Raw genomic sequence first — 15,326 nt, 5'->3', positions numbered from 1 at the left:
GTTCAACACAGGCGGCGTTTCTGCAGGGGCTACCGATGGCTCAGACTCGGTGAGGGCCGAAGTGAACTCCGCAAAATCGATCTCCTCTGTAACGGCGCCCCCCATGGACTCAGGGGACGAGGCGTCCGCCACAAAACCCGACTCTGCCTCTCCTTCGGGAATTTCCGTGGATTGGAAGTCCTCGTGCAGCACCTCCTCAGAGATGTCGATTACTTCGGTCAGTTCGATCGGAGCCTGAGCGGCTGGCTCCACATACGCTTCCGCTGCAGGCTCTGTAGCTTCTGCTTCTGGAGCTTGTTGACCACCAGGCACCACCAACGGAACCACCGCTCCTTGCAAGCGCAAAGCATCGGCAGATTCACGGAATGCCTGGGATTGCCATCCGCTGGCTTGGCCTGCGGCAATATCACTGGCCCAGCGATCAAATGCTTGCAGCGCATCGGACGAGAGCTGCAACAGCGGCGGGTGCATGGGCTTTTGCTCTGCCAGCCAGGCATTGAGCAGTTGCTCCATGGCCCAAGCGGCTTCGCCAAAGTCGTTCAGCCCCACCATGCGCGAACTGCCCTTGAGCGTGTGGAACGCGCGACGCAAGGTGGTCTGTTCGCTGAGGTTGCCAGGCTCCTCAGTCAAGGCTGCGATGGCCGTGGTGCCGTTGACCACTACCTCCCGTGCCTCTTCCAGGAACACTTCCAGTAACTCGTCTTCGACAGCCAGTTGCTCTTTGACTGCGAACTCGATGGGCGCTGGCGCAGGTGATACCGCTGGCGACGCTGCCTCAGCGAAGTCAAAAGAGATCTCGGGAGCCAACTGATCTTCTGGGATCGGATGTGCATCAGCGCTGTCAGAAGACATGCCGGGGAATGGCGAGAAATCTGTCGGCACGCCATCAGGCTCTTCCACCTGGAAGCGTGGCACGATCTCAGGCAACGGTTGTGCAGCTCGCTCTTCCAGCTTGGCTGGAGCTTCCTCTTGGGCGTCGGAGGCACACGAACGCCCCTTGGCAGTGAGAATGCGCAGCTCACCTGCATCTTCGTCATAAACGAAGAGCTTGCGCGCCATGGCACGCTGGTAGTTGAGCATGTCAATCAGGAAGCCCAACGCACCCAGATTGCTGCCCAGCTTTTCGAATGCGCCGGGCTTGTCTGCGTCAGAAATCTCATTGATGAGCAGACGCTCCACGGTGTCGCGCATGCGCAGCACCGCCAGAGATGCCTGATCCAATCCCAGCACAGACAGTACCCCACGCATTTGCGCCAAGAAGCCGGGTACGGCCACCAGCAGCGAGGTTTCTTGCGGGCTACGGAAAAACTGATCCATCGCCTTTTCGGCCTCAGCGAGGGTGGCGCGCAACTCATCCACCACGCTGCCCATCGTCTGGTTGTCGCTGACACGGCGGTACAGCTCTTCCATCCAGGCTTCCAGAGGCTCAGGCTCTGCACCCGATCCCACCGCATCCAACCGCTCGGCCAAACGGGCCGCCCGCTGGATCATCTGGTCATCTGCGGCATCCAGCTCTTCAAAGGCTGCTTGCAGATACAGCACCGACGTCGCCACTTCCATGGCCAAAGCGGCCGATGGTGGCTCACCAGTGCGGGTGATGGCGTCGAGGGTTTTGGTCAGTGCGACCGCCAAGCTCTCGCTGCCCGGATTGAGCTTGCGCAGCGAATCGCAAACCAAGCTGAATTGATCTGCAGCCGGTTTGATCTTGTTGCGATCTCCGCCCGCCAAGGCTGACCATGTCTCCGTAGCCGCTGCAATGCGCTTGCGGGCTTGTGCCAGCAGTGCGGGGTCGAAACGACCAAAACGCACCGTTTCGTAATCCACAGGCTTGAAACGGTCCAGCGCGAATGCGTCCCGCACAGCTTGCAGAGCGGGCGTGCGCGCACCATCCACGTTCTGAGCCTGAGAGCAGAAGAACAATAGGTCTTGAACCAGCCGATCTGCAACCGTTTTGTCACCCTTGGCAAGGGTGGCGTACTGCATCAGCACACGCGAGGCAACGCGTTTGACGTAGACATCTGGCGGCAGCAGGCCTTCCATGCAGGCTTCAAAGAAGCCTGCACAAATCTTCCAGAAAGCACGTACCTGGCGGTCCTGCTGGGCTGCCACGAACCCCAGGCAGGTGTCACGCATACTGCGCGCTGCCCTGCGGTCACCGATCTTCACAATCTTGAGCACAGCAGCATCAAGACGAGCTCGGGCATCTGCGCCATAAAGCAGAGGTGACGCGGTCACCTCCAGATCAGGCTCCCGGAAACGCCGCTCTACAGGCCACAGGTCTGCGGGGTGAACTCGATCCGCACCCGCAAGCGTCTGGACATCGCGGTACTGGGGAAACAAGGCCACAGGCGAGACTGACTTGCCTGCCAGCACGCCTTCCAGATATTCGATCAGAGCAAAGCTGGCACGTTCAATGATGCCCGCTGAGTCGTCTTGGCACAGCTCGGGGCGCTGCACAAATTTCTGTACCGCAGACTCCATGGCCCGCAGCACGAGAGCTGGAGGGGCCATGCCCACCATTTCCAGCGCACCGCTGGCCTGGTGCAACTGTTGCCTTGCTATGCGCAACGATCCAGCATCCAGAGATGTCAGATCGGACTCCTGAGCCTGTTCAGCCTCGCGCAAAAAACGGCGCATCGATTTGACTGCGCCACCCAGCGATTTGCGTAACTCGTCAAGCACCCAGGCCAGAGGACCCAGATCCTGGTCTCCAGGGGTCCAGTCTGCGGCCGGTGCATTGTTGACATCAATAGATGACATGGATTCGTCCCCGGCTGCAAAGAGCCAGCTGGTTGATGACTAGCGTCAGGCGATCTTGAAACGCGCCACCGATTGACGCAGTTCCTCGGCCATTTGCGACAGTTCACGAACCTGTTGCGCTGTGGTGCGGGTACCCTCACCCGTCTGCTCAGTCACCGCGAAAATGTGCTGGATGTTGTCAGCCACTTCGTTGGCCAACACAGCTTCACGCGATGTCGAAGACGAAATCTGCTCAATCAGTTCAGCAAGGCGGCGCGACACGCGGTCAATTTCAGTCAGGGCCGTACCGGCACTGTCAGACAGGCGAGCCCCCTCCACCACACCCTGCGTAGAACGCTCCATAGCGGCTACAGCGTCCTGGGTATCTGTCTGAATGGCTTTCACCAGTGCCGAGATCTGACGCGTAGCATCGGCAGAACGTTCAGCCAGTCGCTGCACTTCTTCGGCCACCACCGAGAAGCCGCGACCGGCTTCACCGGCAGACGCGGCCTGAATGGCAGCATTCAGAGCCAGCACGTTCGTCTGCTCGGTAATGTCGGAAATCAGCTCCGTGATTTCACCGATCTCCTGCGACGATTCGCCCAGGCGCTTGATGCGCTTGGAGGTGTCCTGAATCTGGTCACGGATGGAATTCATACCGCCGATGGCGTTCTGCACGGCCTGCAGACCGGAGTCAGCAGCTTGCAGCGATTGGCGCGCCACCGTGGCCGACTCTTGGGCTTGTGTGGACACTTCGTTAATGCGGGTCGCCATGTCAAGAACGGAGCGGCCAGTTTCACGAATCTCACGCAGCTGCTCAGTAGAAGCAGCCAGCAGTTCAGTGGAGGTAGCATCCACCTGGGCTGTCGTCTGCGCCACGCGAGTAGCCGTGTTCTGCACGCTACCCACCAGCTGGCGCAGCTCTTCCACCGTGTAGTTCACCGAGTCAGCAATGGCGCCAGTGATGTCTTCGGTCACGGTGGCTTCTTGCGTCAAGTCACCTTCAGCGACCGATTGCAGTTCGTTCATCAAACGCAAAATGGCGGCCTGGTTGGCGTCATTGACGCGCTTGGCTTCCTGCTCTTGACGCTTGGCGTCTTTTTGCTGCGCTTCAGCAGTCTTTTGGCGGTTACGGCTGTCCAGCAGCTGAACACGCGACAGGAAGAAGCCGCAAATCAACAGGAAGGCACTGGCCAGAACCAGAGCAGCCAACTGACCGGCGCCCACACCGGTTTGGGCGGACAGCTTGGTCTGGAGGGTTTCCAACTGGCGACGCAGTGGTTCGCTGTCGGCAATGATCGCGGACTGCGCTTCACGGGCAGACACCAAGCCTTGCAGATTGCCCAGAATGGCACTGGCTTGTGTACGTGTCTGCTCATACAACTTTACAAGGCCTTCAAGCTGCTCACGCGTTTGGGCGTCCTTGGTCGCAGCCAGACGCAACTCAGGGCTGCCGTCCAACATGCCTTGTGCGATTTCCTTGAACGAATTCAAGTCCTTGCCCAGCAAGAACACCGCTTCGGGGCTCACGCCTTCCATGGTCTGGAATTCGTTGGCCGATTTACCGATACGCTGGGTCAACATCACCAGCTGGCCTGCGGCAGAGATCTCGGAGGCGGGGGCATTTTGCTGCAGCTTCAGGGACGAAACCGTTTCAGCAATTTCCAGCAAGTCAGAAGACTGGCGGTTGATGGTACGCAGAGCGTCACCCACCTGGGTCAGAATCTTCTGCTGACCCATCACCACGCCTGCATTGCGCTCAGCGCGCTCCATCATCGGAGTGACCGAGTCCAGTTCAGGCTTGTAGGGTTCGCCCAAGGCAGGCACGCCCAGCTCGGCATCTCCGCTACTCAGGGCGCGGATGTTGCGCGCCAACACGCCCGAGCTTTCCACCACGTCAGGGAACGCCTGCGGGCTACCCACCAGCGCTTGCGACACCGATTTCGCCAAACGCTGCGACTGCATCAACGACTGGCCTGTAGCGGCCAATTGCTGAGCAGATTGATCTGCCTGACGCAGCACCCACGCGGCAATCACACCCAAAGCCACCACGCCCACAGCCAGCAGGGCCAGCAGGCGGCGCTGGTGCGCAGCAGCTGTGGCACTGCCCAGCACAGGCAAAGTGATCAGTTCACTGTCCACACCAACGGTGTCGTCCGAACCCGGGGCATAGGAATCGACATCACCCTGCACACTGTTCATGGGCTCGACTTGGTAGGGGTCGCGCGATGCGCCTGCATCTGGAGACTCGGCAGACAGCAAATCGCTGTTGCCCTCGGCACCTGCCTCAGCTTCTGCTGGAGCGGGTTTCCGATTGAACAGTTTTCCAAATTGATTAGCGAAAGACATGGTGCAGCCTTACAGAAAAACTCAAGCACTGATGCTCAGAAATGCGGGATGTTGGGACAAGATCTGCAAGTTCAGTTCTTGCCAGCGGACGCCTGCTGCGTCGATGTAGACGGTGCCGTAAAACGCGGGGGCTTCCTTTGCAGGATTTTCTGCCGCGACAAACGCCTCCGTCCCCCGCAATCCCGCCAAACGGTCCACCAACAAAGCGGCGTTCACTTCCAACGCCGTGTTGAGAGCCAACAAGCTAGACTCGGCGAGCATTTGCTCCGTGCGTTGCACCGGCGAGCCCAAAAGCCCAGCCAGGTCCACCACCCCTACCAAACCACCGCGCAAATTGGCAACACCCAGGAACCATGCCTGGGTGTATGGCACTGGTTGCACGACAACCCATGGAAAAATTTCGCCCGACTGCGCCAATGGCAACAGATAAGACTTGCCCGCAGCCTCTACCGCGAGCCATGACGAAACGGACAAGCCCTCAACCCTTGCCGCCTGCAATCGGCCAGCAAGACGCACTTGGAGCTCTCTGAGAGCTTCACGATTGGCCATGAACGCGCAGCAGCCTCAGTTGAGGGCGTCGATCTTGGACTGCAACTCTGCTGGATCGACCGGCTTGGTGATGTAGCCACGCGCTCCCTGGCGCATGCCCCAGACACGATCAGTTTCCTGGTTCTTGCTGGTGCACATGATGATGGGCACGTCAGCATATTGAGGATCGCGGCTGATGGCACGGGTCAGCTGAAAGCCATTTTGGCCGGGCATCACAACGTCCATCAAAATCAGATCTGGCTTTTCTTCGGCCAACCGGCGAAACGCTTCTTCAGCATTCTCAGCCGTGCGCACTTGCATGCCTTTTTTCTGAAGCAGGTCTGTCAAAAACATCAACTCAGTCTTCGAGTCGTCGACGACCAGTACTTTCTGGATGGGCATTACATCGCTCCTAGTTGGGAATTGCCGAACTGCTGCACAGCCTGCAGCAGCTGGTCTTTGGTAAAGGGTTTGGTGAGGTATTCCTGGCAGCCGACCATGCGACCACGCGCCTTGTCAAAGACACCGTCTTTGGACGAAAGCATTACCACCGGCGTGTCTGCAAAACGTGCATTGCGCTTGATGATGGCGCAGGTCTGGTAGCCATCCAGCTTGGGCATCAGGATGTCACAGAAGATCAGCTGAGGCTGATAGTCGTTCACCTTTGCCAGTGCATCGAAGCCGTCGTCAGCCAACAAGACTTCGTGCCCCCCCTGCTTCAGAAAAATCTCGGCGCTTCGGCGGATGGTGTTGCTGTCATCCACGACGAGCACCTTGAAAGATGCGCCTGTTGTAGTCAATTTATTGTCGCTCCCGATGGAAAGTGTAAATATCGCAGCAGGAGCCGCGCTTCAAATCTGCACCATCTCAAAATCTTCCTTGCGGGCTCCGCATTCCGGGCATGTCCAGTTCATAGGAACCTGGTCCCATGGCGTGTTGGGTGCGATGCCGTGTTCAGGCGAACCTGAGGCCTCGTCGTAGATCCAGCCGCATATCAAACACATCCACGTCTTAGAGTCGGTCACAGCTTAATAGGCCTTCACATAGAATGCAACGATTGTATCTAGTCATCTCTGCGGGCTGCTGCTTCTATGCCACCATTGGCGCAGGAACTGGATCATGACAATGCACACTCCCCTCCCTCCCGATACCGATGAACTGGACAGTGATCCATCGGATGAATCCAGCCCCGCCTGCATTCTGGTTTTCAACGCCAGCGACCCCAGCGGCGCTGGCGGGCTGACAGGCGACATCGCCACCATTGCCTCCGTGGGCGGCCACGCCATCGCTGTGGTGACAGGCGCCTACGCGCGGGATACAGCGCAGATCTTCGATCACTTCTGCCTGGACGACGAGGCCGTGGCTGAGCAGGCCCGCGCTGTTCTGGAGGACTTGCCCGTGCAAGCCATCAAGGTGGGCTTTGTGGGCAGCACCGAGAACATCAGCACCATTGCCGAGATCGCCACCGACTACGACGATGTGCCCGTCATCGCTTACATGCCCAACCTTTCCTGGTGGCGTGAAGAGCTGATTGACGAGTACCTGGACGCCTTCCGCGAGCTGCTGCTGCCACAGACTTCGGTGTTGGTAGGAAACCACAGCACGCTGTGGCGCTGGCTGCTTCCCGACTGGAGCAGCGACCGCAGTCCCACTGCCCGCGACATCGCCCGCGCGGCTTCCGAGATGGGCGTGCCCTACACCCTGGTCACCGGCATTCCACTGCCCGAGCAGTTTGTTGATAACGTGCTGGCCTCGCCCCAGACCATTTTGGGCAGCAACAAGTTTGAACTGTTCGATGCCACCTTCTCCGGCGCGGGCGACACCCTGTCGGCCGCGCTCACGGCCCTGGTGGGCAGCGGCAACGACCTGGGTGAGGCCACCAGCGAAGCCCTCAACTACCTCGACCGCTGCCTGGACGCCGGCTTTCGCCCTGGCATGGGCCACATCATTCCCGATCGCATGTTCTGGGCCCAGCCCGAGGACGACGAGTCCGAAGACAGCGAAGCAGATTCCCTTGACGAAACACAGGCCATTGAAGGCTTTGTAATGCCACCCCATGACACCAAGCACTGATCTCAATATTCCCCTGTTTGAACGCGCCAAGGCCCTCATCCCTGGCGGCGTGAACTCTCCCGTGCGGGCCTTCAAGGCCGTGGGCGGCACACCCCGCTTCGTCAAGCGCGCGCAAGGCGCTTACTTCTGGGACGCCAACGACCAGCGTTTCATCGACTACATCGGCTCCTGGGGCCCGATGATCCTGGGCCACGGCCACCCCGCCGTGCTCGAAGCCGTGCAAAAGGCAGCGCTTGAAGGCTTCAGCTTCGGCGCCCCCACCGAGCGCGAAGTGGAACTGGCCGAAGAAATCCTGAGCCTCGTGCCATCCATGGAGATGATCCGCCTCGTCAGCTCGGGCACCGAAGCGGGCATGAGCGCCATTCGCTTGGCCCGTGGCGCCACCGGCCGCAGCAAGTTCATCAAGTTTGAGGGCTGCTACCACGGCCATGCCGATTCGCTGCTGGTTAAAGCCGGCTCGGGCCTGGCCACCTTTGGCAACGCTACCAGCGCGGGCGTGCCGCCTGAAGTGGTGCAGCACACCCTGGTGCTCGAGTACAACAACGTTGCGCAACTGGAAGAAGCCTTTGCCCTGCACGGCAAGGAGCTGGCCTGCGTGATGATCGAACCCATTGCAGGCAACATGAACTTTGTGCGCGCCAGTGTGCCCTTCATGAAGCGCTGCCGTGAGCTGTGCACCGAATACGGCGCGCTGCTGGTGCTTGATGAAGTGATGACCGGCTTCCGCGTAGCGCTGGGCAGTGCGCAAAGCGTGTACGCCAAGAGCATCCCCGGCTTCAAGCCTGACATCACCGTGCTGGGCAAGGTGATTGGCGGTGGCATGCCGCTGGCGGCCTTTGGCGGCCCGCGCGCCATCATGGAGCACCTGGCCCCGCTGGGCGGCGTGTACCAGGCGGGCACCTTGTCGGGCAACCCGGTGGCCACGGCTTGCGGGCTGACCACGCTGCGCGAAATCAAGAAGCCCGGCTTCTTCGATGCGCTGTCGGCCTCCACCCGCTCGCTGGTCGACGGGCTGGCCCAGGCCGCCAAGGAAGAAGGCGTGCCCTTCAGCGCCGACTGCGAAGGCGGCATGTTCGGCTTCTTCCTGCTGCCCGAGCTGCCCCAGAACTACCCGGCCGTGCTCAAGACCGACAGCGCCCGCTTCAACCAGTTGTTCCACGGCCTGCTCGATCGCGGCGTGTACATCGCCCCGGCACTGTATGAAGCCGGCTTTGTCAGTGGCGCCCACACGGCCGACGACATCGCGGCCACCGTGGCGGCAGCACGCGAAGTGTTCAAAACACTATCAAAATAATAGCTACTGGCGCTTGATAGACAAGCGCTGCAGGCTTTTTTCTTTGAATCTGTAGCAGAGGCGACACCGCCTCTGCACGCTTCACACCACCGTCATCTGGCCAAGGCAGTCTTGGGTGCTTTACCCACTGCCTGAGCCATGACCGACAAACTCTCCTCCTCCCCCCACCCCATCCGCGACGCGGCCGAGGCCAACCCCAGCCGCCGCCGATTTGTGCGCCACATGGGCCTGGCAGCCGCCGCCCTGGGCACGCTGCCCCTCGCGGCCTGCGGCGGTGGTGACGACGCCCCTGCAGTGCAGTTCGCCCACGGCATCGCTAGTGGCGACCCGCTGGCCGACCGCGTGATGCTGTGGACCCGCGTCACGCCCCCGGTGGGCCACACGGGTGATATTCCGGTGGAATGGGAAGTGGCCACCGACAGCGCCTTCACCACCCTCGTGGCCCAGGGCCAAGCCACTGCGCTGGCCAGCAAGGACTTCACCGTCAAGGTCGATGCCACAGGGCTGAAAGCCGCCACCGCCTACCACTACCGCTTCCGCGCCTACGCAGCCACGTCCCCCACGGGCCGCACCCGCACCTTGCCCACGGGCAGCGTCGCGCAGGTCAAGCTGGCGGTGTTCTCGTGCGCCAATTACCCCGCCGGTTACTTCAACGTGTACGCCCATGCCGCCAAGCGCGGCGACCTGGACGCCACCGTACACCTGGGCGACTACATCTACGAATACGGCCAGGGCGGCTACGCATCGGCCAACGCCGGGGCACTGGGCCGCCTGTCCACGCCCGCCAAGGAAATCCTCAGCCTGGCCGACTACCGCCAGCGTCACGCCCAGTACAAGAGCGACGCCGACCTGCAGGCCCTGCACGCCGCCGCCCCCATGATCGCCGTGTGGGACGACCACGAAATCGCCAACGACACCTGGCGCGACGGTGCAGACAACCACCAAGCCGCCACCGAAGGCAGCTTCAGCACCCGCAAGGCAGCGGCCCTGCAGGCGTACCACGAGTGGATGCCCACCCGCAACGCGCAGCCTGATCTGATCTACCGCAGCTTTGCGTTCGGCAACCTCGTGGCCTTGCACATGCTCGACACCCGCGTAGTCGCGCGCGACGAGCAGTTGGACTACACCAAGTTCTTCACCGCCACCGGCTTTGACGCAGCCAGCTTCACCGCAGCTGTGGGCAATACCAGCCGCCAGTTGCTGGGCAACACGCAAACGCAGTGGCTGCAGCAGCAAATGGCCGCATCCACCGCCACCTGGCAAGTGCTGGGCCAGCAGGTGCTGATGGGGCGCATGAACATTCCTGCGCCGATCCTGATGGAAACCATCCAGCCCGGCTCGGGCGTTACGGTAAGCCAATACGCCGCACTGGTGGCCCGCGCGCGCACCAACCCGGCCAGCCTCACGCCCGCCGAGCAAGCCATCCTGGCGCAGCCCTCCATCCCCTACAACCTGGACGCCTGGGACGGCTACCAGGCCGCGCGCGAAACCGTGCTGGCCACCTCGCGCAGCCTGGGCAAAAACCTGGTGGTGCTGTCTGGCGACACGCACAACGCCTGGGCCAACGAACTGCAAGACCGCAACGGCAACGCCGTGGGCGTGGAGTTCGCCACCTCGTCCGTCACCTCGCCCGGCTTTGAGGAATACCTGCCCAACGAGAACCCCGCCACGCTGGCGGGCGCCCTGCAGCAGTTGATTGCGCCGCTGAAGTACTGCGACACCTCACGCCGTGGCTACATGGTGCTCACCGCCACGGCCAGCGAATGCCGCGCCGACTGGGTGTACGTCAACACCATCACCAGCCGCAACTACACCGCCAGCACCGACAAATCGCTCAAGGTGGTGGCTGGCGCCGCAGGCGTGGGGCGCATCGTCGCGGCCTAAGGCAGTGCCGCGACAGGCCGCATAGGCCTGCGTGAGCGAGGCCGCGAGGCTACAGCAGCCCGCGCACCTCGCGCGCGGCTTCCTGCAGCAGCGGCAGCATGTCGCGCTGCAGTGTTTGCGCCTGCATCTGCTGGGGTGATGCGACCACGTTGAGCGCCGCCACCGTGTGCCCCTGCAAGTTGCGCAAAGGCACAGCCAGGGCATGCACGCCCAGTTCGTGCTCTTCCACCGCCAGGCAAAAATCATCGCGTCGCACCTGGGCCACCACCTTGCGCAAGGCGCTGCGCTGCGTGACGGTGTGGGGCGTGAGCCGTTGCAGCATGCAGCCCTGCAGCCACTGCGTGAATTCGGCCGTGGGCAGCGCCGCCAACAGCACCCGCCCGGTAGATGTGGGGTGCGCTGGCAGCCGCGCCCCCAGGTGCAGGCCATAGGCCATGGTGCGGGACGGCGCGCCATACACCCCGCTGCGCGCCACGATCACCACTTCATCCCCGTCCAGCACCACGGCAGAGAACGACTGCTGCGTCTGCGCCGCCAGCCGGTTCAGCGTGGGCTGCAACACGCGCGGCAGCCGGGCCGATGCCAGGTAGCTGCCCGAAAACCGCAGCACCTTGGGCGCCAACCAGAAGTAGCTGCCATCCGATTCCAGATAGCCCAGATGCGCCAGCGTGAGCAGGTGCCGCCGCGCCGCAGCCCTTGTCAGGCCCGTGCGCTGCGCAGCCAGCGTGGCATTGAGCCGCTGGCGCTCGGTGTCAAAGCTCTCCAGCACCGCCATGCCTTTGGCCATGCCTTCGATCAGGTCCGCTTTGGCAATCGGAAAAGTGGCCATGGAGGGAATTCCTTTGCATGGAGCAGCACCCCACATGGCGCTGCGTTCGTGGATCAGCCAGCCTGACGCACATCAAGTTCTGCGCGATGATCGCACAGATAACTTGAAGGTCGCACGCTATCGCACGGTGCGCCTCGCTGCTGGCGAGCCTCGCACCTACGCTCCACCTCACTGTTTATTGACGCCCATCAACATTCCATCACGAGGTAGAGAGACATGCGAACCCAGGTTGCCATCGTTGGTGCAGGCCCCTCGGGCCTGCTGCTCGGCGCACTGCTGCACAAGTCTGGTATTGATGCCGTCATCATCGAGCAGCGCAGCCCCAGCTACGTGCTCAGCCGTATCCGCGCAGGCGTGCTGGAGCAGGTCACCATGGACCTGCTGGACCAGGCCGGCGTGAGCGCCCGCGCCCATGCCGAAGGCCTGCCGCACGAGGGCTTTGAGCTGCTGTTCAAAGGCCAGCGCCACCGCATCGACATGCATGGCTTGACCGGCGGCAGCCGCGTCATGGTCTACGGCCAGACCGAGGTGACGCAAGACCTGATGGACGCCCGCGCCGCCGCAGGCCTCACCACCGTGTACGAAGCCGCCAACGTGCAAGTGCACGACTTTGACGGCGCCACGCCGCGCGTAAAGTATGAGAAAGACGGCCAGACCCACACCCTCACCTGCGACTTCATCGCAGGCTGCGACGGTTTTCACGGCGTGTGCCGCGCCAGCGTGCCCGAGGCCGCCATCCGCACCTACGAGCGCGTGTACCCCTTTGGCTGGCTGGGCCTGCTGGCCGATGTGAAGCCCGTGGCGCACGAGCTGATCTACGCCCACACGGACCGGGGCTTTGCGCTGTGCAGCATGCGCAGCAACACCCGCAGCCGCTACTACCTGCAAGTGCCGCTGACCGACAAGGTGGAGAACTGGAGCGACGACGCCTTCTGGGCCGAACTGCGCAACCGCCTGGACCCCGAAGCCCGCGAGCACCTGACCACCGGCCCCTCGCTCGAAAAGAGCATCGCCCCCCTGCGCAGCTTTGTGGCCGAGCCCATGCGCTTTGGCAGCCTGTTCCTGGCGGGCGATGCCGCCCACATCGTGCCCCCCACCGGCGCCAAGGGCCTGAACCTGGCAGCGAGCGACGTGGGCTATCTGTGGAATGCGCTGGCCGATTTCTACAACGACCAATCCCGCGCAGGCATCGACACCTACTCAGACCGCTGCCTGCGCCGCGTGTGGCGCGCTGAGCGCTTCTCGTGGTGGTTCACCTCGCTGATGCACCACTTCCCAGAAACCGGCGCGTTTGGCCAGAAGATGCAGGAGGCGGAGCTGGATTACCTGGTGAACTCGGAAGCTGCATCACGTTCGCTGGCAGAGAACTATGTGGGACTGCCGATGAATTTTGGTGCCTGATATCACACCAAAACGCTATCAAAATAATAGCTTCCTGCGCTTAATCGGCAGGCGCTAGAGGCTATTTTGATTGAAAAATGTACCTTCAAAGAAGCGCGTGATGCACCCAGGGTGCTCAGCCATGACACCGCAACCGCCGCTGAGGTGAGAACCTACTTCACGAATGGGCGCAAAAGAGTTCCTCAGCAGCCGCCATGAAAAAAGCCAGCTTGCGCTGGCTCTTTGGATGATCGGTCAAAGATCAATAGCTGTTGCGACGGGCATCACCGTAGCCACCGCCGTAACCACCACTACGGGGAGGACGGGCCTCCATTGGGCGAGCAATGTTGACGGTCAGATCACGACCGCCCATGTTCTTGCCATGCATTGCCTGGATCGCCGCTTCGGCTTCCGAGCCGCTGGACATCTCGACAAAGCCAAAGCCCTTCGAGCGACCTGTGTCGCGTTCCATCATGACCTTGGCCGACTGGACTTGGCCGAAGGGAGAAAACTGTTGGTGCAGATCGTCGTCACGAACCGAGTAAGACAGATTGCCGATATAAAGTTTGTTGCTCATTTTGAGCCTTTCAAAAAAAGCGCCCTGCAAAATTGGGGCGCAGGTTAAAACAGGTGTGAGAGAAATCAGTGCTTGCGTTTGAAAGCAGGCGCTCCCGCAGCGCGAGGCTGACGGTTTTCGATGTGGCGGAAGGTGATCCGGCCTTTGGTGAGGTCGTAAGGTGACATCTCCAGCGTGACGTTGTCGCCCGCCAGAATCCGGATTCGGTGCTTGCGCATCTTGCCGCCGGTGTAGGCAATCAATTTGTGCCCGTTGTCCAAGGTCACTCGGTAGCGAGTGTCAGGCAGCATTTCATCTACCTTGCCGTTCATTTCGATGAGTTCTTCCTTGGCCATAGAGCCTCCTTGAAGTTGCGGTTTACGCCAGTGAGGCGGGGTTGACCAGCCAGTTGCGGCCTTGCGCGGCGGCATACATCAGGGCGCAGTCCTGCGTCTTGAACTCGGGCTTAAAGGTGTAGACACGGTCATGTGTCTGGCTGCCTTGCCCACTCTTGATGGAGAGCAAGGCGGTGTGCTGATCGCTACCGTGACAACGGCTAAGCGGTGTGATCCGGAATTTGCCGACGGCGAACGGATGGGTGCTTGCAAATGACATTAAAAACAATGGTGCGCGGGCGCGTGTAGCCCGGATTCATGTCGTCGCGATGTGCAACGAAGCATGGGCAAATACGACTGCGTAAAAGTCGTAAAAGTGAAGCTTGCCTAGGGAAAAGTCAGACCACCGAAGAGCCCACAGTGAAGTGGTGTGCAGTGGAGGTGTGCGGTTTTGGGGTACCGCTGCCCAGATCGAACCTGCTTGCAGCGCGAGTAAGCAAAAGCTGCTGCAACAGACCTAATGTAGGGTGCCTAGACCTTCTGTGCAAGAGGTTTATGAATATTTTTAAAAGGGCGGTGACGATACCGCCCACTGAGCATGACTTCTTGTGGCCGCACTCTGCTGCACGGCCAATAGAGACGAAGCCCCCTGCAATCAAGCAAACTGGCACAGCGGGCGATGGATATCGCCAAGAGCGCTAACACCCCACACTGTGGCCAACAAACGCGGGGGTCCGACGACCCACACTTGCGCCGCCACCATTCTTGCGCCGCTCACAGGCAAGGGCATTCACCAAATCCGGGGGCGCTACTGGGGAGCCGCTGCCTGCGCAGGCGGCAGGCTCAGCAACCACCGCGCCATGTCTGAAGATTGCGCTTCATTGACCTGGGGATGGCGTGGCATCACGGTACGGCCCCATACGCCGACACTGCCTTCGCGGATCTTGCGGGCCAGGTAGTTGGCGGCATCGGGCTGTTCGCGGTAGCGGTCGGCAATCTGGCGGAACGACGGGCCCACGTAGCGCCGGTCCATGCCGTGGCATCGCAGGCAGTCGCTGGCTTGTACCAGGGCCTGCCCGGCCAGGGATGAGGTTTGGGGTGCTTCGGCAGCCCCAGTCACAGGGGTTGCGGCGCTGGGTGGCTGCGGTGCTTCGGTCTGCGGGGGCTTGGCCGAGAGCACCATGCGCACGCCCAGGTTGAGCATGCCCAGGGCCACCAGCAGCCCAAAGGCGATCAATGCCCACCCCAGCCAGCGCGGCCGGGGTGGTGGGATGTCATCGTCTGGATGCATGTGCAAATCCAGAGATGCCTTGCGATGCGCAGATCAATGGCGGAAGTGGCGCATGCCAGTAAAGACCA

15 protein-coding genes are annotated in these 15,326 nt (G+C 61.4%); 4 read left to right on the top strand and 11 right to left on the bottom strand.

Features of this window, described 5'->3' with window-relative positions; genetic code table 11:
- From AADJ04_RS14720 to AADJ04_RS14695, 6 genes are all read right to left on the bottom strand, one after another.
- On the bottom strand, positions 1 to 2,760 hold a 2,760-nt coding region (locus AADJ04_RS14720), incomplete at its 3' end, for an Hpt domain-containing protein (RefSeq protein WP_341240065.1).
- 45 nt (positions 2,761 to 2,805) lie between these two features.
- A complete protein-coding gene (locus AADJ04_RS14715) occupies positions 2,806 to 5,088 on the bottom strand; it encodes a methyl-accepting chemotaxis protein (protein WP_341240064.1) in 2,283 nt (760 codons plus the stop codon).
- Between the two features lie 21 nt (positions 5,089 to 5,109).
- Complete coding sequence (locus AADJ04_RS14710; protein ID WP_066788759.1) at positions 5,110 to 5,637, bottom strand: chemotaxis protein CheW; 528 nt, start codon at positions 5,635 to 5,637, stop codon at positions 5,110 to 5,112.
- Positions 5,638 to 5,652: 15 nt separating this feature from the next.
- Positions 5,653 to 6,018 carry a response regulator gene (locus AADJ04_RS14705; protein ID WP_066694660.1) on the bottom strand — a complete coding sequence of 122 codons (366 nt, stop codon included), beginning with the start codon at positions 6,016 to 6,018 and terminating at the stop codon, positions 5,653 to 5,655.
- Complete coding sequence (locus tag AADJ04_RS14700; RefSeq protein ID WP_044398823.1) at positions 6,018 to 6,416, bottom strand: response regulator; 399 nt, start codon at positions 6,414 to 6,416, stop codon at positions 6,018 to 6,020. The genes AADJ04_RS14705 and AADJ04_RS14700 overlap by 1 nt, the downstream gene beginning before the upstream one ends.
- Positions 6,417 to 6,467: 51 nt before the next feature.
- Positions 6,468 to 6,641, bottom strand: coding sequence for a rubredoxin (locus AADJ04_RS14695; protein ID WP_082758712.1), 174 nt, complete (start codon positions 6,639 to 6,641; stop codon positions 6,468 to 6,470).
- Between the two features lie 94 nt (positions 6,642 to 6,735).
- On the opposite strand from AADJ04_RS14695, the gene AADJ04_RS14690 reads away from it, so the two are divergent.
- The 3 genes from AADJ04_RS14690 (at position 6,736) to AADJ04_RS14680 (ending at position 10,867) form a co-directional block, all read left to right on the top strand.
- On the top strand, positions 6,736 to 7,689 hold the full coding sequence (locus tag AADJ04_RS14690) for a bifunctional hydroxymethylpyrimidine kinase/phosphomethylpyrimidine kinase (protein ID WP_341240063.1): 954 nt from the start codon (positions 6,736 to 6,738) through the stop codon (positions 7,687 to 7,689).
- Positions 7,673 to 8,983 (top strand): glutamate-1-semialdehyde 2,1-aminomutase, encoded by a 1,311-nt coding sequence (gene hemL, locus AADJ04_RS14685; RefSeq protein WP_066699393.1) that lies wholly within the window; start codon positions 7,673 to 7,675, stop codon positions 8,981 to 8,983. Before AADJ04_RS14690 ends, hemL begins: the two co-directional genes overlap by 17 nt.
- Positions 8,984 to 9,121: 138 nt before the next feature.
- Positions 9,122 to 10,867 (top strand): alkaline phosphatase D family protein, encoded by a 1,746-nt coding sequence (locus tag AADJ04_RS14680; protein ID WP_341240062.1) that lies wholly within the window; start codon positions 9,122 to 9,124, stop codon positions 10,865 to 10,867.
- Between the two features lie 49 nt (positions 10,868 to 10,916).
- Here the strand turns inward: AADJ04_RS14680 and AADJ04_RS14675 are convergent, their stop codons facing one another.
- Entirely contained in the window at positions 10,917 to 11,696 is a 780-nt protein-coding gene (locus AADJ04_RS14675) for an IclR family transcriptional regulator C-terminal domain-containing protein (RefSeq protein WP_341240061.1), read from the bottom strand.
- Between the two features lie 216 nt (positions 11,697 to 11,912).
- On the opposite strand from AADJ04_RS14675, the gene pobA reads away from it, so the two are divergent.
- Positions 11,913 to 13,097: a 4-hydroxybenzoate 3-monooxygenase gene (gene pobA, locus AADJ04_RS14670; protein ID WP_341240060.1), complete on the top strand. Its 1,185-nt coding sequence runs from the start codon at positions 11,913 to 11,915 to the stop codon at positions 13,095 to 13,097.
- Positions 13,098 to 13,338: 241 nt separating this feature from the next.
- Here pobA and AADJ04_RS14665 read toward each other — a convergent pair whose 3' ends face one another.
- The 4 genes from AADJ04_RS14665 to AADJ04_RS14650 all read right to left on the bottom strand — a co-directional run bounded on the left by AADJ04_RS14665 (position 13,339) and on the right by AADJ04_RS14650 (position 15,258).
- Complete coding sequence (locus AADJ04_RS14665) at positions 13,339 to 13,653, bottom strand: RNA-binding protein (protein WP_066699068.1); 315 nt, start codon at positions 13,651 to 13,653, stop codon at positions 13,339 to 13,341.
- A 65-nt stretch (positions 13,654 to 13,718) separates the two neighbouring features.
- Entirely contained in the window at positions 13,719 to 13,988 is a 270-nt protein-coding gene (infA, locus tag AADJ04_RS14660; RefSeq protein WP_066699070.1) for a translation initiation factor IF-1, read from the bottom strand.
- 22 nt (positions 13,989 to 14,010) lie between these two features.
- A complete protein-coding gene (locus AADJ04_RS14655) occupies positions 14,011 to 14,157 on the bottom strand; it encodes a hypothetical protein (protein WP_233099922.1) in 147 nt (48 codons plus the stop codon).
- Positions 14,158 to 14,775: 618 nt separating this feature from the next.
- Complete coding sequence (locus AADJ04_RS14650) at positions 14,776 to 15,258, bottom strand: c-type cytochrome (RefSeq protein WP_142083498.1); 483 nt, start codon at positions 15,256 to 15,258, stop codon at positions 14,776 to 14,778.
- Positions 15,259 to 15,326: the final 68 nt, after the last annotated feature.

This window comes from uncultured Acidovorax sp., assembly GCF_964021665.1.
GTDB classification, from domain to species: Bacteria; Pseudomonadota; Gammaproteobacteria; order Burkholderiales; family Burkholderiaceae_C; genus Acidovorax; species Acidovorax temperans.
Note: the sequence above shows the minus strand (reverse complement) of the source record. Positions and strands in the feature narration are given on the sequence as shown.